This is a genomic window from Dolichospermum sp. UHCC 0259, assembly GCF_009711935.1.
GTDB lineage: Bacteria > Cyanobacteriota > Cyanobacteriia > Cyanobacteriales > Nostocaceae > Dolichospermum.
Genome location: NZ_VIKX01000216.1, coordinates 66,659 through 90,095, shown reverse-complemented (window position 1 = coordinate 90,095; position 23,437 = coordinate 66,659). Strand labels below are relative to the sequence as shown.

25 protein-coding genes and 1 pseudogene are annotated in these 23,437 nt (G+C 38.1%); 10 read left to right on the top strand and 16 right to left on the bottom strand.

Annotated elements, in window-relative coordinates; genetic code table 11:
• Positions 1-53: 53 nt before the first annotated feature.
• The 3 genes and pseudogenes from FJR05_RS27685 to FJR05_RS18455 all read left to right on the top strand — a co-directional run.
• Positions 54-635 (top strand): annotated as a pseudogene (locus FJR05_RS27685) (ferredoxin--NADP reductase); the annotation flags it as partial.
• Entirely contained in the window at positions 612-1,934 is a 1,323-nt protein-coding gene (locus FJR05_RS18460; protein WP_371416911.1) for a nitric oxide synthase oxygenase, read from the top strand. The pseudogene FJR05_RS27685 and the gene FJR05_RS18460, both read left to right, overlap by 24 nt.
• Before the next feature lie 46 nt (positions 1,935-1,980).
• Entirely contained in the window at positions 1,981-2,523 is a 543-nt protein-coding gene (locus FJR05_RS18455) for a GAF domain-containing protein (protein ID WP_168645463.1), read from the top strand.
• A 100-nt stretch (positions 2,524-2,623) separates the two neighbouring features.
• Here the strand turns inward: FJR05_RS18455 and FJR05_RS28040 are convergent, their stop codons facing one another.
• The 8 genes from FJR05_RS28040 to FJR05_RS18415 form a co-directional block, all read right to left on the bottom strand.
• Entirely contained in the window at positions 2,624-2,761 is a 138-nt protein-coding gene (locus FJR05_RS28040) for a type II toxin-antitoxin system ParD family antitoxin (RefSeq protein WP_371416910.1), read from the bottom strand.
• Positions 2,762-2,870: 109 nt separating this feature from the next.
• Positions 2,871-3,074 carry a hypothetical protein gene (locus tag FJR05_RS18445; protein WP_168645462.1) on the bottom strand — a complete coding sequence of 68 codons (204 nt, stop codon included), beginning with the start codon at positions 3,072-3,074 and terminating at the stop codon, positions 2,871-2,873.
• 12 nt (positions 3,075-3,086) lie between these two features.
• Positions 3,087-3,650: a peptide deformylase gene (gene def, locus FJR05_RS18440; RefSeq protein WP_168645461.1), complete on the bottom strand. Its 564-nt coding sequence runs from the start codon at positions 3,648-3,650 to the stop codon at positions 3,087-3,089.
• 131 nt (positions 3,651-3,781) lie between these two features.
• A complete protein-coding gene (gene clpP, locus FJR05_RS18435) occupies positions 3,782-4,387 on the bottom strand; it encodes an ATP-dependent Clp endopeptidase proteolytic subunit ClpP (protein ID WP_168645460.1) in 606 nt (201 codons plus the stop codon).
• Positions 4,388-5,034: 647 nt separating this feature from the next.
• Positions 5,035-5,994: an FTR1 family protein gene (locus FJR05_RS18430; RefSeq protein WP_168645459.1), complete on the bottom strand. Its 960-nt coding sequence runs from the start codon at positions 5,992-5,994 to the stop codon at positions 5,035-5,037.
• Positions 5,995-6,201: 207 nt separating this feature from the next.
• Positions 6,202-6,636: a bacterioferritin gene (locus tag FJR05_RS18425; protein ID WP_168645458.1), complete on the bottom strand. Its 435-nt coding sequence runs from the start codon at positions 6,634-6,636 to the stop codon at positions 6,202-6,204.
• A 180-nt stretch (positions 6,637-6,816) separates the two neighbouring features.
• On the bottom strand, positions 6,817-7,842 hold the full coding sequence (locus FJR05_RS18420) for a helix-hairpin-helix domain-containing protein (RefSeq protein ID WP_168645457.1): 1,026 nt from the start codon (positions 7,840-7,842) through the stop codon (positions 6,817-6,819).
• A 165-nt stretch (positions 7,843-8,007) separates the two neighbouring features.
• On the bottom strand, positions 8,008-9,033 hold the full coding sequence (locus FJR05_RS18415; RefSeq protein ID WP_168645456.1) for a multicopper oxidase domain-containing protein: 1,026 nt from the start codon (positions 9,031-9,033) through the stop codon (positions 8,008-8,010).
• Between the two features lie 362 nt (positions 9,034-9,395).
• On the opposite strand from FJR05_RS18415, the gene FJR05_RS18410 reads away from it, so the two are divergent.
• Positions 9,396-9,587: a CbtB-domain containing protein gene (locus FJR05_RS18410; protein ID WP_072033599.1), complete on the top strand. Its 192-nt coding sequence runs from the start codon at positions 9,396-9,398 to the stop codon at positions 9,585-9,587.
• A 262-nt stretch (positions 9,588-9,849) separates the two neighbouring features.
• Positions 9,850-11,016, top strand: a complete 1,167-nt coding sequence (locus FJR05_RS18405; protein ID WP_168645455.1) for a hypothetical protein — start codon at positions 9,850-9,852, stop codon at positions 11,014-11,016.
• A 158-nt stretch (positions 11,017-11,174) separates the two neighbouring features.
• Here FJR05_RS18405 and FJR05_RS18400 read toward each other — a convergent pair whose 3' ends face one another.
• The 4 genes from FJR05_RS18400 to FJR05_RS28030 all read right to left on the bottom strand — a co-directional run bounded on the left by FJR05_RS18400 (position 11,175) and on the right by FJR05_RS28030 (position 13,697).
• Positions 11,175-11,750, bottom strand: coding sequence for a Uma2 family endonuclease (locus FJR05_RS18400; protein ID WP_168645454.1), 576 nt, complete (start codon positions 11,748-11,750; stop codon positions 11,175-11,177).
• Positions 11,751-11,883: 133 nt separating this feature from the next.
• Positions 11,884-12,789 (bottom strand): tetratricopeptide repeat protein, encoded by a 906-nt coding sequence (locus tag FJR05_RS28035; protein WP_371416909.1) that lies wholly within the window; start codon positions 12,787-12,789, stop codon positions 11,884-11,886.
• 384 nt (positions 12,790-13,173) lie between these two features.
• Positions 13,174-13,506 (bottom strand): XisI protein, encoded by a 333-nt coding sequence (locus tag FJR05_RS18390; RefSeq protein ID WP_168645453.1) that lies wholly within the window; start codon positions 13,504-13,506, stop codon positions 13,174-13,176.
• Between the two features lie 17 nt (positions 13,507-13,523).
• A complete protein-coding gene (locus FJR05_RS28030; protein ID WP_168645452.1) occupies positions 13,524-13,697 on the bottom strand; it encodes an element excision factor XisH family protein in 174 nt (57 codons plus the stop codon).
• A 370-nt stretch (positions 13,698-14,067) separates the two neighbouring features.
• Between FJR05_RS28030 and FJR05_RS18380 the strand changes: the two genes are divergently transcribed.
• The 4 genes from FJR05_RS18380 to FJR05_RS18365 all read left to right on the top strand — a co-directional run bounded on the left by FJR05_RS18380 (position 14,068) and on the right by FJR05_RS18365 (position 16,991).
• Positions 14,068-14,991, top strand: a complete 924-nt coding sequence (locus FJR05_RS18380) for an energy-coupling factor ABC transporter permease (protein ID WP_168645451.1) — start codon at positions 14,068-14,070, stop codon at positions 14,989-14,991.
• On the top strand, positions 14,984-15,643 hold the full coding sequence (locus FJR05_RS18375) for an energy-coupling factor transporter transmembrane protein EcfT (RefSeq protein WP_168645450.1): 660 nt from the start codon (positions 14,984-14,986) through the stop codon (positions 15,641-15,643). Before FJR05_RS18380 ends, FJR05_RS18375 begins: the two co-directional genes overlap by 8 nt.
• 10 nt (positions 15,644-15,653) lie before the next feature.
• On the top strand, positions 15,654-16,418 hold the full coding sequence (locus FJR05_RS18370; RefSeq protein ID WP_168645449.1) for an energy-coupling factor ABC transporter ATP-binding protein: 765 nt from the start codon (positions 15,654-15,656) through the stop codon (positions 16,416-16,418).
• A 78-nt stretch (positions 16,419-16,496) separates the two neighbouring features.
• Positions 16,497-16,991 (top strand): hypothetical protein, encoded by a 495-nt coding sequence (locus tag FJR05_RS18365; RefSeq protein WP_168645470.1) that lies wholly within the window; start codon positions 16,497-16,499, stop codon positions 16,989-16,991.
• A 32-nt stretch (positions 16,992-17,023) separates the two neighbouring features.
• On the opposite strand, the gene FJR05_RS18360 is transcribed toward FJR05_RS18365, so the two are convergent.
• The 4 genes from FJR05_RS18360 to FJR05_RS18345 all read right to left on the bottom strand — a co-directional run bounded on the left by FJR05_RS18360 (position 17,024) and on the right by FJR05_RS18345 (position 22,179).
• A complete protein-coding gene (locus tag FJR05_RS18360) occupies positions 17,024-18,484 on the bottom strand; it encodes an ATP-dependent DNA helicase RecQ (protein WP_168645448.1) in 1,461 nt (486 codons plus the stop codon).
• Positions 18,485-18,555: 71 nt separating this feature from the next.
• Positions 18,556-19,500 carry an isoaspartyl peptidase/L-asparaginase gene (locus tag FJR05_RS18355; RefSeq protein WP_168645447.1) on the bottom strand — a complete coding sequence of 315 codons (945 nt, stop codon included), beginning with the start codon at positions 19,498-19,500 and terminating at the stop codon, positions 18,556-18,558.
• Between the two features lie 43 nt (positions 19,501-19,543).
• The gene (locus FJR05_RS18350) at positions 19,544-19,693 is read right to left on the bottom strand and encodes a DUF2256 domain-containing protein (protein ID WP_168645446.1); all 150 of its coding nucleotides are present in this window, start codon (positions 19,691-19,693) and stop codon (positions 19,544-19,546) included.
• A gap of 50 nt (positions 19,694-19,743) precedes the next feature.
• A complete protein-coding gene (locus tag FJR05_RS18345; RefSeq protein WP_168645445.1) occupies positions 19,744-22,179 on the bottom strand; it encodes a GAF domain-containing protein in 2,436 nt (811 codons plus the stop codon).
• Between the two features lie 93 nt (positions 22,180-22,272).
• On the opposite strand from FJR05_RS18345, the gene FJR05_RS18340 reads away from it, so the two are divergent.
• Positions 22,273-23,409 carry a quinone-dependent dihydroorotate dehydrogenase gene (locus tag FJR05_RS18340; protein WP_168645469.1) on the top strand — a complete coding sequence of 379 codons (1,137 nt, stop codon included), beginning with the start codon at positions 22,273-22,275 and terminating at the stop codon, positions 23,407-23,409.
• The last annotated feature ends 28 nt before the right edge of the window (positions 23,410-23,437 follow it).

The window sequence follows — 23,437 nt, the reverse complement described above, 5'->3', positions numbered from 1 at the left end:
CACAAATAGAAAACTGACAGACCACTAGTTTATTAGTAGCCGAATTAGTAACTAAAGAATATTTAGGACAAGGTATCACCCGCTTGCAATTACGTCCAGTGAATGCAGATGTGGTGACTTTTAAACCAGGACAACATATTTTAGTGCAAGGCCGGGTAAATGGTCGTTGGGTAACAAGGGCGTATACTTTAACTTCGGCAGCAGATGAAACAGAATTTTATGAAATTACAGTTAAACGGGAAGAATTAGGAGTATTTTCGCCTTGGTTATGCGATCGCACAAATGCAGATTCTTTATTACGAATTTCTGAACCCAGAGGAGAATATTATTTAGAAAATGAAACTCCTGTAATTTTCTTTGCGGGAGGAATTGGTGTCACTCCAGCGATATCAATGATGCGAACTTTAGCACAAAGAAAAGATCAACGACCCTTTCATTTAGACTGGTCTGCACACAGTCCCGAAAGCTTTATTTTTCAATCAGAATTAACACAAATAACCGCTGAACATCCTCACATCACATTTAATTTGCGGGATACTGGGAAATACGGCAGAATTAAAGCCGAAGATATCCAAAATAACTATCATTGGACTCCTAATGCCATAGCATTTATGTGTGGAAACCAAGGCTATATGGATGCAGTGCGGGGATATTTGCAACAAGCTGAATGGGATGAAACAGCAATTCGAGAAGAATCATTTATATCTACATTAGATGATCAAGGAAATGCCAAAAAAACCACCCCACTATTACCAGCCATTCAAATACCTAGTGGTATTTGTCCCATAGAACATGATAGTTTTGATGTGGGACTGATCTCTTCAGTTAAAGATGAAGCCTTTGCCTTTTTAAAACAGTGCTACATTGAACGCGGTTTATCAACAGTATTTTTGCCTCGATGGGAAGAAGTTCAAGCATCAATTGACGAGACTGGAACTTATGAACAGACTTTTGATGAATTAGCCTATGGTGCAAAAATTGCCTGGCGTAATAGTAACCGTTGTCTAGGACGCAATTTTTGGCAAACTTTGAATGTTCGAGATTTGCGACATTTAGAAACAGAATCAGAAATGTTTCAAGCTATTTTGGAACATATCAAATTAGGCACTAACAACGGTGATTTAAGGGCAAATATTAGCATTTTTAAACCCGATGGTAGAAAGATTTGGAATGATCAATATTTTCGTTATGCTGGCTACCGACAACCAGATGGAACAATTTTAGGCGATCCGGGCAATGTAGAATTAACAGATCAGGCTTTGAAATTGGGCTGGACAAGAGGTGCAAGAACGCGCTTTGACTATCTACCATTAATTATTCAACTTCCTAATAAAGATCCCCACTGGATTGAAATTCCCCCAAAATTAATTATGGAAGTACCGCTTTTTCATCCCCGTTATCAATGGTTTGAAGAATTAGAACTTAAATGGTATGGATTACCTGCTGTAAGCAATATGGTACTTGATTTGGGAGGCATTCAATACACCGCCGCCCCATTCAATGGTTTTTATATGAGTACGGAAATAGGCGCTCGTAATTTTAGCGATACATATCGTTATAATATGTTGCCAACTATCGCCAAAAGGATAGGATTAGATTGTAGTCAAAACATGACGTTATGGAAAGATTTAGCCTTAATAGAGTTAAATATTGCGGTTCTGCACTCTTACAAACAGCGAGGAGTGAGAATAGTTGATCATCATACTTTGACTGATTCTTTTATGAGTTTTGCAGAAAATGAACATCGCTGTGGTCGTCCTGTGCAAGCAGATAGAGAATATATATTACCACCTATTTCAGCCTCAACTACGCCAGTATTTACTAACAACTTTGATGGTAATCGTAAACTCAAGCCTAACTATTTCTATCAATCAGATCCTTGGGATACTGCAATTATAAATTCTGGTTGTCCATTCAGTTATGCTCACAATTAAACAATTCAAAATTCACAGTTAAATTAGCAAAGTGTCCGTAAAATTTATGTCCCAATTAACAAAGGTAAAATTTGCACAAATCCACAATTTGAGTCAGAAGATCAGCCAAGCCACAGATTTTGAAACCGTTCTAGATATTGCACTTACTCAAATTTGTCATTCAACTGACTGGAATTACGCTGAAATTTGGATACCTGATGAGGATAATAAAAATCTTGTCTTTAGTCCAATTTGGGGTTTCAATATCCAAAATAGTGACGATTTAGTTAATTTAGAACAATTCAGAATGTGTAGTGAGGGGTTTATTTTGCTTCCAGGTCAAGGTTTACCGGGAAGAGTCTGGTTATCACAGCAGCCAGAATGGTTATTAAATGCTTCAGATGAGTCAGAAAAATACTTTTTACGCAATCAAATTGCCCAGGTTTTTAATATTAAAACTGGCTTTGGTATCCCCATAGTTTATAATAACCAAGTATTGTCAATTATCGTATTTTTTATGTTAGAAATCTGTGAATTTAATCAGAGAATAGCTGAATTAACAATAAAAATGGTAAGACAAATAGAAAAATCTCTGGGGCAATTTTATTAATTTTTTCTTGTAATCTAGCCATAACAATATCACTACTAACAACTTCACCTTGGTCAATTTAGGCAAGTCCTACAGCTACTTTTTTGCGTGTTTCTTGTTCCTATTCCTGATCCTCTTTTTCCCACTCCGATAATACTTTAAGTGCTTTAATTATCACATCATCGGCGTTGGTATAATGACCTGTGGCAATATAGGATTGGATCAGTTCTTCAGTTTCTGGTTTTAGTTGAATTTTCATGATTGATAATCATCTTCTCAATTACCAATTACTTAGTAAAAAATAAAAGGTAAAAGGGTGAAGTGTGCATTCCTCATTCATCCTCTTACCTTTTTCATATACCTGATGCTTATCCTATATTATCTCGTGCATCCTTCACTGCGGCAATAAAAAAGAATACGGTGAGAGGAATGCTCAAGGCTAGGATAATGGCAGTGGTTGGGACACCAAAATCTGGTTCTCCATAACTCAATTCAAAAACTGAACCAACAGCGGCGATCGCTGCAATACAAGCACCACCTAAAAATAAACCGCTTTTTGGAGTTAAATACACTACTAGACCACCCTATACTACTGGTTTCACTGCCTGATACGAGAAGCCATTTTTAGATAACTCTTCGTTTAAAGTCAAGGAATTTTCTACACGATCTACAAATACCACACCATTAAGGTGATCTAATTCGTGAAGAATACAGCGACCAAGTAAATCACCTGCTGTTAATGTTTGGGGGCGGCCATACTCGTCTTTATAGGCGATTGTTACCACTTCTGGACGTTTTACATCTAGGAAGACATTAGGAATACTCAAGCATCCTTCCTGAGCTACACAGAGCTTACTGCTAACCTGTTTAATGGTAGGGTTAATTAACACTAATGGCGGATGATGAGGTTGATCTGGTTCAATGTCAATCACGATCAGTTGTTTATTGATACCAACTTGAGGTGCAGCCAAACCAATGCCATCTGAGCTATACATAGTTTGCAGCATTTCGCGCACTAGCTGGCGGAGTTCGTCATCTATTTTGGTAACACGCTTTGCCGGCTGACGCAAAACGCGATCGCCCAAGTAGTGCATTTGCAAAGGTGGATTTTTTAATTTTTTCTTCTCGACAGCAATATCAGACGGCATGGTTTTCGATGGCTTGATAGTGAACAATATATTTTAATTCTATCGTTAGTAGGAAGGGAACAGGGAACAGGGGGGGGCAGGGTGCAGGGGGAGAGTTTTATTCCCACTGACCACTGACCACTGACCAATAACTAAACTAAAGCCACAGGACGACTACCGGCAGCATGACGGTCAATTACTTGATCAATCAAGCCATATTCCCTAGCTTCAGCAGGAGACATGAAGAAATCACGTTCTGTATCTTCAGAAATCCGCTCAAAAGGTTGCCCAGTATGTTCAGCAAGATATTCATTCAGCCGCTGCTTGTGATACAAAATCTCGCGGGCTTGAATCGCAATATCAGTCGCCTGTCCTTGTGCGCCACCGAGAGGTTGGTGAATCATAATCCGTGAATGGGGTAAACTCATCCGCTTACCCTTTGTACCCGCGCTGAGGAGAAAAGCTCCCATACTGGCGGCTAATCCAGTACAAATTGTACAGATATCAGGGCGGATATGTTTCATTGTATCAAAAATACCCATACCTGCTGTTACTGAACCACCAGGAGAATTAATGTACATATATATGTCCTTCTCCGCATCCTCAGAATCTAAAAACAGCAGTTGGGCGACAATCAAGTTAGCCAGATTGCTATCAACCTGTTCTCCCAAAAAAATAATCCGCTCACGCAACAGCCGTGAATAGATATCAAAGGCACGTTCGCCTCGACCCGATTGTTCAATAACGATAGGAATCATTTAGCGTGTTTTTAGCTATTTTTCATTTATTCTATCGGTGACAAAGGCTGATTGTGTTGAAATTGCCAATTAAGATTCAAATAAATTGGGCAAAGAGAACAGATAGAATTTTTAGTAAAGAAATCTATTTTACGCAAATATCAGTATTTGTACGGTTTCTAATAACTGAATAATTGGAGTATTAGAATCATCTATTTCCGTAAATTTAAAAATAAATTTGTATTTCCAGGACACTTTTTGAAAAAACAACCGTCTCACTTGTTAAGTACACATAAAGAGAGAGCTAGATCACATTCTTTCACAAATTTCTGCGATATTCTCAGATTATATTTACCGAATCCGATAAATCAATAACGCAAAGTGTATTTAGAATAACCAGTTCCCATGGAACTCTCATCCATATAAATCAAGAGAGGGGTATTATGCTAGAAAAACTTATACAAGCAGCTTTTATTACATTTTTATTGCAACTTATCGCCGTATTGAGTAATACTACTCCAATACGTCCCAAGACAGTCTCGCCTCTTTCAGAAATGTCAGCGCCTATAATTAGTTCGACTTTTCAGGTTTCGGAGTAGAATGCAAGATATAGGAAACAGGGAATTGGCAAGAATTTGACCCTTTCCCTGATTATCAGTCTTTTATTTTTAATTCTTAGTGGCCGTACTGGTCATAACTTTATTTTTGCTAGATTGATTATTTCCACCTATAATACTCCGGAAATATAGTCCACCAATACTAATCAGAAATACCAAATATCCCACAGCTTGAACAATATAGATTTTGTCCCTATAACCAAATAATGATTTAAGAATGATACCGGGAAACTGTTCATCAGATAAGATTTTTTCGGTATTCCAAACTATTGGACCTAAGATACAAGAGTGAATTCTGGTAAAGTGTTCATAATAGAAACAAAGATTTTCCGAAGAACGACTACTCAGAGAGAGATTAGCTATAGCTTCATCAAAGTGTTGTAAACCAGAAACTACTAACCCAGAAACAATTAATATTAATAAAACACCCATGACTTGGAAAAATTGGCGGATATTAATTTTTACACCCCATTTAAATAATAGAACTCCAATGGCTGTGGCTGTGGCTAAACCACCAAGTGCGCCTAAAGTTGGTAATAAACCTTGTTGAAAATTGGCGGCAACAAATAAAACAGTTTCAAATCCTTCGCGGACAATGGCGACTAAAATTAAACTAAAAACACCCCAACCAGCATTTGAGTTTTTGCCTAATGCGTCTGTGACTGCTCCCTCAACTTGTGCTTTCATAAATCTGGCTTGTTTTGTCATCCAGATAAGCATCCAACTGAGCATGACTATGGCTAAAACACTAAATACGCCTTCTAATGTTGGCTCAACAACGGATGTATATTGAGGATTAATAGATCCTAAGAATTTAATGATCCCCGTAAATAAAACACCGATTAAGCCACTAACTATAATACCAACAATAACACCAGTGTAAACCCAAGGGTTCAATCGAGATTGTTTGGCTTTTTTTAATAATGCGAGGACAATACCCACAACCAGAGCGGCTTCTACACCTTCTCGGAGAGTGATTACAAAAGTAGGTAGAGCGGTACTAAAATTCATTTTATTTGTCAGTTGTCAGTTGTTAGTTGTCAGTTGTCAGTTGTTAGTTGTCAGTTGTCAGTTGTTAGTTGTCAGTTGTCAGTTGTTAGTTGTCAGTTGTCAGTTGTTAGTTGTCAGTTGTCAGTTGTTAGTTGTCAGTTGTCAGTGATTTTTCTTCTTTCTTTCTTCCTCCTGACTCCTGACTTCTGACTCCTGACTCCTGCTTTATTAGCTGAAATCGCGTAACATTTTTTTGAGTTCGAGATTGTGCATCTCTTCTTGTCCGATCATACCACGAGCGAATTCTTCTAAATAAATACTGGCGTTATTGACGGTATCTAGAAGACTTTTGTACATATCCAAAGCTTTCTTTTCATGGGATAAACTTTCTTGCAAGATGTCCTTAACGTTATGTTTGAAAGTTTCTTCCATTGGGGCAATTCTCAAAGTAGGATGTCCTTCTAAACCTGTGAGAATTTCTCCTACTTGTTGGGCATGGAGTAACGATTCTGTGGCTTGAGCCTTGAAGAATGCCACAATGGGGATACGATTTGGACCTGTTACCATTAAGGAATAATGGGTGTAGCGAACTACCCCTGCTAGTTCAAATTCCATAATGGCGTTGAGGATATCAATTGTCTTTTGGCTGTCGAGTTCTTGCATTAGTTGTTAAGTTGAGCAAAGTTACATAAGGAGAGTCTTTAGCTACCAATTATTAGTGAGCAGTTATACTTTTTTCAGGTTCTAAAACCCCAAACTGGGTTCACTTTTAGTTTTTAACTATTTTCCCTCTTACTCACCATTTTAAACGTCTTATTCTGGACTTCCAATGGTGTGAAAATACTAATTTTGTGCTTTAGTGCTAGTTTTTGTTCGCACTTTTTGGGTATTTTCCTCAATGGTTTTTACTAGCTTGGTAACATTTTCTGGAGTGTTGACTGCTTGTGCTGGAGGGATAGCAGTAGGCCAAACTTTCACCAGTTCCACAAATGCTGCATCTATGGCTTTGTGCGACTCAGGATGTTCTTGTGTCATTGGGCTAGAAATACCTTTATATAGTTCTTGGGAATAGACTATAAAGCCACGAGAATCTTGATACTCAATGGGGGCGGTAATTTTGCCGTTGGCAGTTGCAGCACCATATTCTGAGTTAGCGGCATCTAGTAAACCGTTGATGACTTGGAGAACAAATTCGGGTTTGCTACGTTCTGCGGTTGGTAAAGCTGCGATCGCACTATCTACAGCTTGCACGGAAGTGGTAAAGTTAGTTTTAATCCTGGCATCCTTGGGATTAGATTTAACTAAATCAGTTAAACTTACCAAATTACTTTTAAATTCTTTAACTTTGCGTTCTTCCAATTGTTCTTCAACATCAATATAAATTTCCTCAACTGGATGTCCAATATGGGGTTGAGCCTGTTTAGGTTGATTTTGATCTAATAATTCTTTGGCTACTAAAAGATGTCCTTTCATTAATCCCAATTTGGTCATGTAGTCAATATCTTTTGCTTCACCTGTGAGGACAACTTCCTCAACTGTCACCATGTCTTTTATTTGATCAAACTGGGGTTGAGTAATAACTTTTTTACTAACTAAATCTGTTGGGCTTCCGTAGGGACGGTTTGCTTGAATCTTATTTGATAAAGCCGGAATTCCTAATGTAGCTTCTAATTTATCTAACTGCGATAAAATTGCATTATTGATATTAATTTTAGCTTTATTACCATGACCACCATGAGCGCTTATTTCTGCAACCGGAACTGTGCTTTGTGTTTGCATTTCTGCTTTTGGTATGTCGCTGGTACAAGAAGTCAAGGAAATCATGGCACAAGCAGCGATAGACAAGAATAAATAACGGAATTTGATCATTTTTGCTCCTGGTAAACTGTTAATGTTTGTAATTTAAGGATTTAGTAGTAGATAAATTGGCAAATATTTCGTTTTAGATGTAATTATGATTTATCATAAATGCAAATATTTATCAACTATTATTCTAAAAGACAAGTATAAATTAAGTAATCTTTCTGAGTTTTGTCAGGATTTATTGACGGATTTTTGGGAATCTTTTTCCGCGATTACTTCAAACTGCCCCATACATCCGCTTTCAGCGATCGCATCTTGATGAGGATGAAACATATATTTACCTGGATAGCGGAAAGCAAATTCTAAAATGTGCCTTTCTGCTACACCCATTGTTAAAACATCGGTTTTTTCGCTGGGAGTCATTGTCATCCCCGAACGATAAACATCAAAGAAGTTAGCGTGCAGGTGAAACGTCACAGCCGGATCAAATTCAATAATATTTAAAACATAGACCCGAATTAACTGATTTTGGTAAATCTGAATGGGATGGTGCATATAATGATGTGGCACACCATTAAAAGCATAATATTCATTTTTGTTATCATCATTTATATCATACCCAGACATAATTAAAACAATTTCATCCGCTGGTGGCCGAGGCTTAGGAGGATCAATAATAAACATTCCATATAATCCCTTGGCAATGTGACGAGTAACTGGGGCAACGTGACAGTGATATAAATGAACGCCATAGGGTTCGGCATCAAATTCATATATAGTCGCTCTACCATTACTGACAGGTCGTATTCCATCCATTTCAGCAGGATGAACTCCATGAAAATGCAAAGAGTGAGAATGTCCAGCATTATTGAGAAAAAGTATTCTTATTTTTTCACCTTCTTTAGCCCGGAGTGTTGGGCCAGGAATCCGCCCGTTTAAGTCCCAAATGTTGTAAGAGACAGCACTATTAAGCTGAATGGTGGAAGTACCAGCAGTTAGTTGAAATTCGCGGACTGTGCGCCCATTTTCCTGCTTAATTGTCCCATAATCAAAGTCTCGTAATACCTGCATAGGGTTAGTAGCACCATTAGATGCTGCCATTTCCATTGGTGGTACTCTGACACTGGTATGATTTTTGGTATTCAACATCTGCCAAATTGCCGCTGCACTTATGACTCCAGCACCGGATAATCCTATTTGCAGCAGTTGGCGACGACTCCAAATTTTATCTTTACTGGAAGTAAAGTTGTCAGACATGAGACTAATAGGGATATGGGTATGTAAGGAATTGCGAATAATTTGCAATTAGCTTTAGCTATAATATAAAAATTAGGAATTATTGTCAATAAGTTGGAAAAATAATTTTTAGAGTTAGATCCCCGACTTCTCTAAGAAGTCGGGGATCTTGATATTTGCTATAGTAATTTTCATGACTATTCCTGATATATTAGTTTATTTACGGTTGACTAGAGAACAGATGATGCTTGCAGCCTAGTAAATTAAATAAGGTGCTAGGATTTTGACAATAGCTGCTGGTGTTGACAATATCTTTTTGTAACTAAGTAGCAAAATACACTGTAATTTGATAAATTAACCCAACTATTTATGGGAGTTGACAAATGACCACTTTTTCTCGGACTTTAGTATTACAAAAAACTGCGGGTATTACCCTTTCTAAGCCAGTACAGGTAAGCCTTTACATGATGTTATCTTCTTTAGTGATTTGGACTGTGTTTTTCTCTACCTATCCACCGGCGCATAACACAGCACACTCAGCGCGTCACCATGCTTTAGGCGTTGCTTGTCATTAAGTTTTATAAGTATTGGGCGATTAGAAATCGCGTCTACACAAACAAAGTCCATTCTGGTGAATGCCTCCGGCACGCTACGCGAACGCCAGTTCCCTACGGAGAAAAACCCGCCTACAGGACTGGTCTCACCACCTGCGTGGACTAAGGAATAATTAATGGTTATAAACTCATGTAGATGGGTTTAATCTGTGTAGCTGCGATTTATAATCGCCCAGGTAATCTATAAATACAATATTCATTTGCTGTTAAATTCTAATTTCCTATGAAAAAATATCGCCTGTTTGCTGTTATCAGTGCTGCTTGTATTTGCTTATCAATTTTATATTCTGTTGTTGGAGTTTCCCAAACTCCTCAATCTCAGGTTTTACTTTCAACAAATCCACCTTTAGAAAAAATTCTGCCTTTTGAAGCTGGTACCCAGAGAAAACAATCTCCGGTTAAGTTTACATTGCAAGCTGTTGATGCTGGCGGCAAATTATTAAACAATGCTTTAATTAAATTGCAAATTTCCACACCTCCCCGCAATCCTTTGTTAACTACAGATTTTCCCATGGTTGAGGGAACAAAGTTATTAGAACTGGAGGCGGCTGCACCAAATGGTAAGTTAGAATTTGAGCAGATGTTACCAATTCGGGGTAATTATCAAATTCAAGTCAATGTTTCTCCTGTGGTTGCAAATGCTTTTGCTAGTTATCAGCAAACTTTGAATTTGAATGTGAGAGAAAATCCTGTTAAATATAAATATTTTGCGGTAATTGCGGCAATTTTATTATCATTAGGATTGTTAGGCGGTTGGGTAATTGGTGGACAAGAGGAAATCAAAGAGGGGGAAATTGCACCGCAGTCTGTCCGGTTGTTGTTAAGTGCATTAACTGTAGTGGCAATTGTGACGCTATTATTTATTAATATTACGGCGGAAGTTGCAGAAGCTCACGGTGATGCACACGCTCATAAAAATGAGAAGATCGCCCCATCAATTAGCCAATCTCAGGGCATGGAAGTGAGGATTACAGGGGATAAACTGGCGACGGTGGGGAAGTTGGCAAATTTAGCGGTAGAGGTCAAGGATAGCACTACAGGGGCAGCTATTCAGGATGTGGGATTGCGAGTGAGTGCGATCGCATTGGAAGATGATTTAACGGTGTTTGCTTATCAAGGATTTCCTAATTCAGAAGGGAAGTTAATCTGGCAGGAACAATTTTTTGATGGCGCTCCTCATAAGGTAGAAGTTGAAGCAATTTCTTTACCAGAATCTAAACGTCAATTTCCAGTGGTGAAGGTAGCGCAATCTGTGGAAGTTGAGGGAATTGCACCACCAATGTATATCCGGTTGATTGGGTTATTTTATTTTACGGCTATTGTGGGTATGGGAATGGCGATTGGGTTGTTAATTCAGCATAGAAAAGAATTGCCAGTTAGGGGAAATTAAGTAGATAAATAAAGAGTTGAATTTATAGTTAAATTTAACTATAACGGTTATTGCTTCAGTGAGATATAAGAACCCCACCCCCAACCCCCTCCCCGCAAGCGAGGAGGGGGCTTATGACTTCAATATTCTGTAAATCCTTAAATCCTGGATATCCTGATTTAGATAAGAGGTAGCATCTGGGAAACTACAATTTCTAAATCAGGAAAATCTAAAGGAGATATGTTTTGATGTTCTGTGATAATTTCTTGATTTTGATAACCTTCTGTTGTGGGATTTCTAAATACAATTAATTCGCGTTTCACTACATCTAATACCCAATAATCTTTAATTTCTGCTTGAGAATAAGCTTTAGCTTTGATTTCTGTATCTAGTTTTAAACTACTATCTGCAACTTCGATAATTAAATAAATTTCTGCTGGTGTAGGATGATGATCTGCATAGTCTAAAGGATCTATTTTCACCACAGCAATATCTGGTTCTGGTTCAGACCTTTGATTTAATTTTACAGGGTCTTGAATAGCTATGCAAGCTTTATAACCAATTCTGTTTTCCAACAACTTATATGTTCTACCCACTGCTGAACGGTGGGCTGTTCCTTTAGCAACCATCCAAATTATTTTCCCTTCTAATAATTCTACCCGTTCACTTGGTTCAAATATTCCTACTTCAGCCATTCTGTGGTATTCATCAACAGTCCACAGCCGCAATTGTAAGGGTGATTCTGTGGTTTGCATAGTTAATTAAGGTAAATATTTATTCACTATTATATGATTATTTGTCAGAATCAGGATGTCCAGGATTTAAGGATTTACAGGATTTTTTATGAAATAATATAAACAAAGACTTAAACCTGATTCTCACAGCTATTTAATCTATCTTTACTAGTTGAGCGATGGTTGGATCAAGTATCTTTTGACCTAGTTCATTGAACCTAATTGCTAAAGATACTCTGTTTCCTGATCCAAAAACATGAGTTATTTGACCAGTACCAAATGTTTTGTGCATTACATGATCACCTACATTCCAGAGTTGCTGTAATTGTTTGTGAGATTTATTATCCTCTTGCAGTTCAAGTTCTCTAATTCTATCCAGAGCATATTTATAAAACTTCTGATCACCTTGTCTATAAGATAAATCAGCAGCTTGTTTAACATCCTCAATTGCACCTTGGTTATCTCCCAAAAAATATCGTGCTTGTCCCCGGTTTTTGTAAATAACAGCATCATTAGGCTTTATTAGTAAGGCTTGATTATAATGAAAAACAGCACCTTCATAATCTTTTTTATCAAGACATTCATCACCTAAATTGATATATTTGTCAGCATCATAAAATGATAAACTCTCTAAATAACCACATAAACCGCCAGGATAAAGTAATTCATCTATTCCTACTAAAGTTTTATCACCAGTTGATTTAATCATATTAGTTGGTAAAAACCCAGCTATAATAAGACCATATTCTTTTTCCGTGTCACTAAATTCTTCTTGACATAAAATACAAACTAAAACAGCATTTCTTTCAATTTCTTCTCTATCAATTGTCCATTGAACTTTATCAAAATATCCATAACGGGTTTTAACCTGAATACCAACTGATGGATCAGAAGTTAAAGTAAAATCAATTTTTCCATCTCCACCAATGCGTTTTTCATAATCAATTTCAGTTACAAAATCACCTAAACGGATTTTAACAACTTCCTCACCCAGCTTTCCCTTCATATGATTGAAGAAGATGTTCTTAACATCGTATTGTTGCTTAAATTTATTAGCCATATCCCAGCAAAAATCCCGTAATTGCTTTAACCTCTCTCCAGAGATAACCGTCAATTCACTATGCTGGCCTTCCTTCTGACAATGGAGTAAGTCACCAGATTTCAGTCTTTGAATAAAATCAGTCTGCTGTGCTTTGAGTATAGTTGTCCAGTCCATTTGTCAAAACTCACCTTTATCTGACAAAAAGTATTTATTCCATTATTCCCTATCAAGCAGCAAAAAGCACTAATCTAGATCACATTGCAGTTTTTTGAGTCTAACGGAAAAGTATAGAATCCTCAAACCCTAAAAGCACAACTCAAGCAAACATCCTGTAAATCCTTAAATCCTGGATATCCTGATATGGCTTGCGCCACGCTACGCTATCAGACAATTGAGATTTAATTAACTAACAGCAAAATCTGTATATTTGCGGACTGAAGGCAATTGAAAACCTAAAACAATATCTTCTTTTGGTACACCTAATTCAACCAATTCATTAGCAATTCCTACCTCTGTACCATCTTGCTGAATCCAGATTTTATCATCAATAATATCTAGATGTAAAACAGGTCCATAAATACGATTTTGATCACGCCAACCTACATAAATTAATTGATAATGGTCATTTTCACCATCAAAAATCGTCTGTGCTTGAATGCGGTTATCCCAAACCATACCAGCGTGTTGTTTAAGTAAGTTCTTAATATATTGCCGATATTCTGCTAATTTTGCCATTGTGATATTACCTCCTGTTAAATATTATAAACTACTAAACAAAGTTGATTTGTTTTAATAACTGATTGAATAAAAGGCAGGATAAAAAATTCATTGTCAACAGTAATAGGAACTGCTAAATATAAATACAAGCTTCCCTTCAGGGGGGAATTAATCAAAAATCGCCAATCTAAAATCCTCAATCTCCACACTTTAGGATGGAGTCAATCCAAAATCCAAAATCCAAAATCTGTTGACAGTTGTAATAAAAACTAAAAATCCATATCGTAAAAATGTCTACCATCTTCAGACTTAAATTAACAAAGCTTGAAATTCCTAATTTCTTGAAGCGGTTAGAAATGTGAGAATATGTCATAAAGATTTACAAATGTTAACGATTGAAAAAATAAATATATAATTTGACGTATTTTTTATTACGAAATTATCCTAAATAAAACCCCAAAACATCTACCAATAGGGTATTGTCAAAAGAGATAAATTTTAGTTTGCTATTAATTTTGTTAGTCGTTATATTACTTACAATTAGTCTGCAAAAAACACATTTAAAAAATACAAAGTCTCATGCACATACCCGATGGATTTGTCTCTGTACCAGTAGCCGCAGCCACCAGTTTAGCCAGTGCAGCCGCTTTATTTGTAGCTTTTGAGCGATCGCAAACAGCGTTTGGTATTCGCCGCGCCCCCATTCTCGGCCTAACCACAGCCTTTATTTTCGCCGCCCAAATGATTAATTTTCCCGTAGCGGGGGGGACTAGCGGCCACCTATTAGGAGGGGCTTTAGCCGCCATTATTTTAGGTAGTCCTTGGGCGGGAATGTTATGTATAGCCACAGTTTTAATTATTCAAGCCGTGCTATTTGCTGATGGTGGGATCACCGCCTTGGGGGCAAATATTTTCAATATGGGAGTAGTCGGCGTGTGGGTAGCGTGGGGATTAACCCAAACCTTACAACGACTATTAGGAGGTTCTCAAAGGCGTTTACCCCTAGCGGCAGGAATAGCAGCAGGAGTTAGCGTAGTTGTCGCCGCTGTAGCTTGTGCCATTCAATTAGCCCTGTCTGGGACAGCACCAGCCAACATAGTTTTACCCACGATGGCAGGTGTACATATTCTCATCGGTGTTGGTGAAGGGGCGATTACTGGGGGTGTACTAACCTATCTAGCCACAGCCCGCCCAGATTTGTTACCAGGTGAAGAACACAAAGTTAGAGGCTGGTTAGTTCCCGTTGTCAGTATTTTACTGATTTCGGGTGTGTTGTCTCTATTTGCTTCTGCTTGGCCAGATGGTTTAGAAAAAGTAGCAGTCAACTTAGGATTTATTGATTTAGGAGAAAATGTGCGGGTAATTGTACCGACACCTTTAGCTGATTATGAGATTAAAGGTTTAGGACAAATTGGGACAAGTATTGCTGGGTTAGTCGGCGCTACAGCTTGCTTTGCTGTGGCTTTTGGAATTGCCAAAGTTATCAAACCGAAGAATGCTTAAAATTTCCTTGCCATTACGGTTGCAATTATCCCTGATCATTGTGATTGGGGCAGCTTTTCTCAAACATCATACTTGGTCTAATTTACTAGTATATGGAGCGATCGCTCTTGTCTGGGTTGGCATATTACAAGTACCCATTCGTAAACTAGGCGGATTAATCGGTGCAGAATTAATTTTTCTATCTTTAGTGGCTTTACCTTTGGGATGGGAACGAGCTAGTTTTTTGCTTGTGCGTTCCTTAATTTGTTTAATTACCATGAATAGTTTTTTATTAACCTTACCTCCCCACAGTTTGGGTATCGCCCTCAAAAGCTTACCAATACCTGCCCCATTAAAGGAAAACCTGATTTTATCCGCCCAATACTTAGAGATATTACTTTCAGAAGTAACGCAAATGCAGCGCAGCGCCCAATTACGTGGTTTAAATGGTGCAGCAGGATGGATACGTTATGCTAGTGCTTCCATGATTGGCTCTTTATATCTTCGTACCCTCGACAGAGCCGAAAGAGTTTATATAGCGATGGTAGCTCGTGGATATAACGGACAATTACCCATAGAATCCCCCCTCAAATCGAAAGAACGTTTTATCTTGTTAATAGCTGGGGTGACAGCTACTTGTTTAACCCTAAGTTCTTACTTTACTGTTATTTGAGTGGTGAATCTTGACATCATTAACTTCTAATCCCCAAATTTCTCTCTCTCAACCGCATACGAATGTCGTTGAAGTCCAAAATCTGGTATATGCCTATTCACACCAGCAACCCGTATTACAAGAAATTTCTTTTAGCTTACAAACAGGCGATCGCGTGGCCTTAATGGGGGCTACAGGCTCAGGAAAAAGCACCTTATTAGAAAACCTCATCGGCTTAAAACACCCCCAAAGTGGCAAAATCTGGATTAACGGCATCCCCCTATTGCCAACCACTCTCCCGCAAATACGACAACAAATTGGTTTTAGCTTTCAAGATGCTAACGACCAATTATTTATGCCCACAATCTTGGAAGACGTTACTTTCGGACCCCTTAACTATGGTGTTTCATCCATAGCTGCAAAAGATAAAGCCCATCAGCTATTAGCCGACTTTGGATTAGAAGCTTATGCCCATCGTTCCGCTCACGAACTTTCTGGAGGACAAAGACGTTTAGCCGCCCTAGCCTCGATTTTAGCCCTAGATCCTGCCATTCTCATCTTAGACGAACCTACCAACGGACTAGACCCAGCATGGCGACGACATTTAGCCCACGTATTATTAAAATTGCCCGTTCAAGTGATGTTAATAGCTTCCCATGATCTCAATTGGCTAGGAAGAGTCACCCAACGGGCTTTAGTCCTCTCTACTGGTAAAATTCAAATAGACAGCGACATTCAACCACTGTTGCAAGATGGCAAAACCTTAGATAAATTAGGGTTGCCAGTAGATTGGTAAACTGCTCAACACAGAAATTCCTAATTGCAAATTAATGATCATCTGGCTTACTATTTAGGGAATTTTAATGCTCTTGGGATGTTAATGTTGTTTTCCCGTTATTCAGTTATTGCTCCTGTTAGCATGAGCATTGTGTTTTTAATTACCAGTTGCAGCGAGACTAAAACCGCCCAATGTCAGCGATTAGTTACAGTTGTCAATCAAGGCACAGCACTGATTGATATCAAAAAAGGTCAACAGGTATCAACCAGCTTGCAATTATCCAAAGACTTAAAAAATGTCACCAAATCCATTCAGGAATTAAACTTAAAAGATCCCAAACTGCAAGAATTTGAAACCAAATTTATCAAAATCTTTGATTATCTTAGTGAAGCCATAGCCAAAGCTTCTCAAGCACTTGGGGAAACTAAAAAAGCAGAGGCATCATCAGAGGGTAGAGCAAAAATTGAAAAAGCCAGAAAAGAAATTGATTCCGCACTGACAACAGCCGCCAAAACTGCCGGTAAAGAATCAGATACTCTAGGCGTTCAATTAAATAAATATTGTAGTCAAGGAGAATCAACTAAAAATTAAGGAGGTAGGGGCGCAGGGCCTGCGCCCAAAAATCATGGTGCTGATGATTGATTTCCACAATTATCACAATGTCCACAACGCCAATTAGCAGTAGGTGTTTCAAAGCCAAAGGCATTTAACAAAAACTGCCAACGACATTTTTTAGTAGTGAGATATTCACTCATTTGTTTAGCAGCCTGTAATTGTGTAACTGGTGGATTTCCTGATTTTGACGAAATAGAATAATGAAAAGGATCAAGCCACTTCAGTTGTCCATTACTATGTAGAAGAGAAAGTGCCACAGCACTATTGGGAAATTCTTTAATTACAGTATTTATTTCTCCTTGGGATGGTAATTGTTTCGCTAATTGTTGGGCTTTTTGTTGTTGAGATTTCATTTGTTCTGCAAAAAATTTCTGTCTTTGCTTATCCTGGGCATCTAAAAATCCCGTTGGTTCGCTTACCAAAGTCAAAACATCAGCAGGTTTTCCATCTCTTCCCGCCCTACCTATTTCTTGCACATATTCCGATAACAAATGTGGCGCATGAAAGTGGACAACCCACCGCACATCTGATTTATTTATCCCCATGCCAAAAGCACAGGTACACACCACAAAAAGAATTTTTCCACCTAACCAACTAGCTTCAATATTGCGGCGTTCTGTTGGACTTAATCCTGCATGATAACTAGCAGTTTGATAACCATTTTCTATTAACCACCGGGCTAAATTTTCACTATCTCTTCGAGTCCGCACATAAATTAACCCAACTTGCTTTGGTCGTTTTTGAATAAACTTTAATAATTGTTGTTTTCTTCCTCTAGGAGTCCAAGCAATTCGGACAATAGGATTTAAATTTTCCCGATAAGGATTAATCTGAAAAATCTCAGGTTGATCTAATTTTAAAACTGTAGAAATAATCTTTTGGGCTAAAGGATCAGCCGTAGCTGTAAAAGCTGCTATACTAATTTTTGTTCCCGGTGGTTTTGACTTTAGTAAAGCTTCACGCACAGCCCCTAAACGCCGATAAGCTGGACGAAAAGTGTCACCCCATTGCACTAAACAATGGGCTTCATCAAGAATCAAACCATTAATTTTAAGTTGCGGATTACATAACTTTTGCCATACTGCTGGACTTAGTAAGGTTTCTGGTGATAAATACAATAATCTTAATTGCTGTTTTTCCAAAGCTTGCAAAGTTCCCTGGCGTTGAGATGCAGTTAATTCGCTATGTAAAAGTGCCGCCTTTTGCGATAGTTGCCGTAATTCCTCAACTTGGTTTTCCATCAGTGCCACTAAAGGAGAAACTATTAAAGTCAATCCTGTTTTTAGTAAGGCGGGGAGTTGAAAACAAATTGATTTCCCCCCACCTGTGGGCATGATAATTAGAGCATCTTTTTGTGATATTAAACATTTAACAATTTCTTTTTGGGGGGGACGAAAATCGTCATATCCCCAAATTGCTTTTAATGCTGCGCGAACATCTTGCCAAGATTCTGTTACTGGGAGATTCATTTTTTTACCACAAAAGCACAAAAAACGCAGAAACTATAAAACCCCTGTTGCCACTGACAACTGACCACTGACTAATGACCAATTAGTTCTTGATTATTCCATTCCAAAGTATCGCCAATATTTTCGCCATTATGGTAAGCAGCTAGTAAGACTTCGCAGGTTTTACCATAGGATATCGCACCAGTGGCATCAAGAGCGATCGCCCCAAAATCTCGATTATTCCTCTTAGCTTCCGTAAATGATCGCTGCATAGCCTCCTGTAGAGACATTCCATCAGTAACACGCACCACAACCTTGGCCGCTAAACACTCATCAATAATATCTTCCCCAATCCCCGTACAACTAACCGCCGCCTGACTAGTCGCATAATTACCCGCTGGCATCGCCGAGTCACTAACTCTCCCAATCCGTTCAAAGCCCTTACCTCCAGTAGAAGTACCAGCAGCTAATTTACCATAGCCATCTAAAGCCACAACACCAATCGTTCCCCTACCGGCACTTTCTGCCATTTCTGGTTCTGCCACTACCCCAGCCATCGTTCTTTTAAAGTTATCCTGACGTTCTAGAGTCCACTCTTTCAAGCGCAAATCAGTTAAACCATTGTAAATAGGAAGTTCCAACTCCCGCGCCAACTCAGCCGCACCATAATCAGACAAAACTCGATCATCAGCATCTTGTAAAAACAGCGCCATTTCAATCGGATTTTTCACCCGTGACACATTAATCACACCACTAAACCGCCCAGTTGTCCCATCCATTATCGAAGCACTCATACGGATTTGTCCATCAGATTGGAGGACAGAACCAGTACCAGCATTAAACCGAGGTTCATCTTCCAACATCTCACAACCCCGAACTACAGCCTCAGTCGCACTTGCACCGTTTAGTAAAAGAGCATAAACTTCCGCAACAATTTGAGAAAGAGAGTTGCGAACTGCTATCAATCCCCCCTTACCTTGGAGAGAACTACCAGCACCACCATGAATAATTAATTTAGGTTGCATTTGTAAAATCATTTATTTTGTCAGTTGTCAGTTGTTAGTTGTCAGTTGTCAGTTGTTAATTTTTAGCTTGAGAACGACGACGACGGCAACGTTCAGAACAATATTTCACCTCATCCCAACAATCTTGCCATTTTTTCCGCCAAGTAAATGGACGTTGACAAACTACACAGATTTTTTCAGGTAAATCAGAACGAACACGCCCCATAATAATCCATTCAAAAATTGAACCTTCGCCGAATAATCACCAATTAATAATTAAGTGCTTGTTGAGGTAGTTGAGGTATTAGATACTAAAGGCAATACCAAGCGACTAACAACTTTTTGATCATTTGATTGGTATATGTGTAATTCTCCACCCAATTGCTTTATTATCCTTTTACAAATTACTAAATGTAAACCTGGCGGTTGATTGAGTTGGGGAGTAAAAAGTGGATCTAAAGATTGATATTGATTTAGTTCTGCCAACAACTGTGGTTCAATAATACCATGATCTGTAATCGAAACCTCTAAATAGTTGTTATCTACAAGTTTATACCAAATATCAACTCTATCACCAACAGGAGAACGTTGACAGGCTGTAATTAATAGTTCATGCAAAACTAACTCAATTTTTACAATATCGCCAGTGATAGATAATTTTAAACCCGGCGGAGTTTTTTCTTTCGGTAAAAGTAATATTGGAGATAATTCTTGATGATCATGGGACTGCCCAATATCATGCATTCCTATCCACAATTCTTGCTCTTTAGCATAACGATCAACTTTTTCTACTGCTCGCTTCAATAAATTGGAAATTGCCATAGTTTCCATACCTATATGCAAATTCCACTCTTCCTGTTTAATTATCCCTGTCATCGAATTAGCTGTGTAATCTAATTGTTGCAATAGCAGTTTATAACGTATTTGAGTTAATTCATTAACAGGTATACCTAAATCACGGATTTGCTTAATTACAAGTGTGGACATTCTATGAATTTCTTCTAACCGACGATGTTTGTACCAATTAAGGTTATGTAATTTTTCGTTGTTAGATTCCAGATTTTGCAGGATTTGCTGTTGATTTTCCCACCACGCTAATTGGTAAATAAGAATTTCTGTAGCACTCAGATTTAGTTGAGTCCAACTTTTTTCTTCATAATCTGCTAAAACTACAATACCTGTGGGTTGAGACTCGGAATTTGTATGTAATGCCATGACAAAAACCTTACTTTTTTCAGGAATTATCAACCATTGCCTAGTTTCTAGTGGTAAATCCTCCGCTTTGAGAATCAAATAACTATTATGTGCTAACGCTAACTCTGCCAGAATATCCTTTTCTAGAGAAATATGAAAATCCGCAATTACTTCAAAAAGTTGATGATCACAAATTGCTCCCGGAACAATTTCTGCCCAATTTTGATCGGGATTGCATGAGAGAATCATCGCTAAAGGAACTTCTAAAATGGATGCTATTTGTTTTAAAGCAGCTATTCGAGTTTGATTTGTTTCTTTTTTGGTTTGGGAAAAAATGTTGAGATATTCTTTGAATTTTTTAGGAATTTTCTGTTGGTTTTTGACACTATCACGTAATTGCCAAGATTGGGTGTTATTTTGAATTTGTTTAACTGTGTCTTCGGCTTCGATAATTTCATGAGGAGCAACTAAGGATAACAATCCTGCTGCACCCTGAACAAAGTGTTTTTCTGCTTCTGTCCAAATTTTTGGTTCATGACTTTCTACAGAAAGAAATCCTACTAAATTTTTTTGCCAGATAATGGGTGCAACTAAGAGTGATTTTATTCCTAGATATTGTAATAGATGATCTTGAGCATTAATTTTTAAAGAACTATCAGCCTCGCTAACCCACACTACTTGATTAAAAGATAATGCCTGATAAACATCGCTTAATTTTTGGACTGTTATCCCGACTGAGCCTGGTTTGTGATTCTCAATATTACTAATGCTGACCAGATGATTACTCATCCGACACCAAAAGTAATCGCCTTCTTTTTTTAACCAATAAATATTGGTACGATCAGGGGAAACCAACTTATGAGTAGAATCCACTACTGCCTCTAATTTTTTATTAAAGTTGCCAGCAGATTGAATGTTTTCTAATAAGTTTAATAATACCTTGGTTGAAGTCTGTGATACTTTGTTATGCTGTTTATTGGCATTTTTGGATAGTAATATTCCCAATTCACCTATCACCATTAATAGTTCAGCTCTGGCTTGTCCATTCAATAAATATCCCCATACTTGTGAACCTAGTAAAACTAAACCTAAACAGGTTTTTTTATAGTAAATTGGTAAGAGTATAGCTCCTTGAATATTATATCTGATAGCGATTTCTTGAAATTCAGAAGCACGGGATTCATCCCGTAAATTCGCTATATCTACAGGAGATAATTGAGTGACTAATTCCTCTAAAATACTTTCAGGAGTGATAACAACGGATGTGCCTAGATAACTTTTTTCTCTGTCTGGGGTCAATCCTCCTTTTCCATAAAAGGTTTTACTGCTATTGTCATAAAGAGCAATCCATATAAATGGGTAATTAAACCATTCTCGCAGATAAGCAATAGTGGTTTTAATTAGTGAATCAATTCTGTCATCTTCCCTGAGATTCTGGAGAACTTGCCCCAACAATACAATTTGTTGTTCAGAATTTCTAAGTTTGTTGGGTTGCTTGTTTTGATCATCGTTTGACATAGGTTGTAGTAGTATATATGATGATGCCTGATAAACATTCCTAATGGATTTTAGCTTTGGTATCTGTTAATAATGGATAGATGTTACCCTAAATTGGATATTTATAAAGCATTAGTTAGTAATTTCCTATTTACTCTGGTAAAAACCGAACCGGAGTGGCTGCACAAACAAACCATTGGTAGTTTAAATTGGCTGTCGAAAGCCAGTTATTATCCTTCTACTAAATGGTTAAATAGCCTATTTCAGCAATATCTGTGTCTCAATGATCCACGATTAGAACAAACCTTAGTGGGAATGAAATTTCCCAATCCTCTGGGTTTAGCGGCTGGATTTGATAAAGACGGTATTGCTGCTAATATTTGGCATAATTTTGGTTTTGGGTTGGCTGAATTAGGTACTGTTACTTATCACCCACAACCAGGAAATCCAACTCCCCGTTTATTTCGTTTGCCTTTAGATCAAGCGGCACTTAACAGGATGGGTTTTAATAATTCTGGTGCAGTGGCTATGGCTGCAAGATTAACAGAGGCAAAAAAACATTTAATTCACCCAATCCCGATACCGATAGGAATAAATTTAGGTAAATCTAAGATAACATCCTTGGAACTAGCAGCGCAGGATTATCTAGAGAGTTTTCGATTACTTAAGGATTTGGGTGATTATTTTGTAGTGAATGTGTCTTCTCCCAATACACCGGGATTGCGATCGCTCCAAGATGCTGCCATGCTCAGTCAAATATTGGACGGACTACAACAGGAAAACACCGCCCGAAAACCCATATTTGTGAAAATAGCCCCCGATTTAGAATGGGAGGCTATATCTGACATTATTGTGCTGGTAAAAACTTACCAAATCGCTGGTTTAATCGCCACCAACACCACGATTAGCCGGGAAGGACTCAAAACCCAAATAATTGAAAAAACTGGTAAATCCCCCCAAGAGGAAGCGGGAGGAATTAGTGGAAAACCAGTGCGCGATCGCTCCACAGAAGTAATCCGCTTTATTTACCAACAAACCCAAGGACAAATGCCCATCATTGGTGTAGGTGGCATATTTACCGCCCAGGATGCTTGGGAAAAAATCACAGCCGGAGCTTGTCTAGTTCAAACTTATACAGGCTGGATCTATGAAGGACCAATGATGCCACGCCGTATCCTGTCCGGTTTATTAACCAAACTAGAAGAAAACGGCTTAACATCCATTAGTCAGGCGATCGGGATTGGTCAGTAGTCAGTAGTCAGTAGTCAGTTGTCCGTTG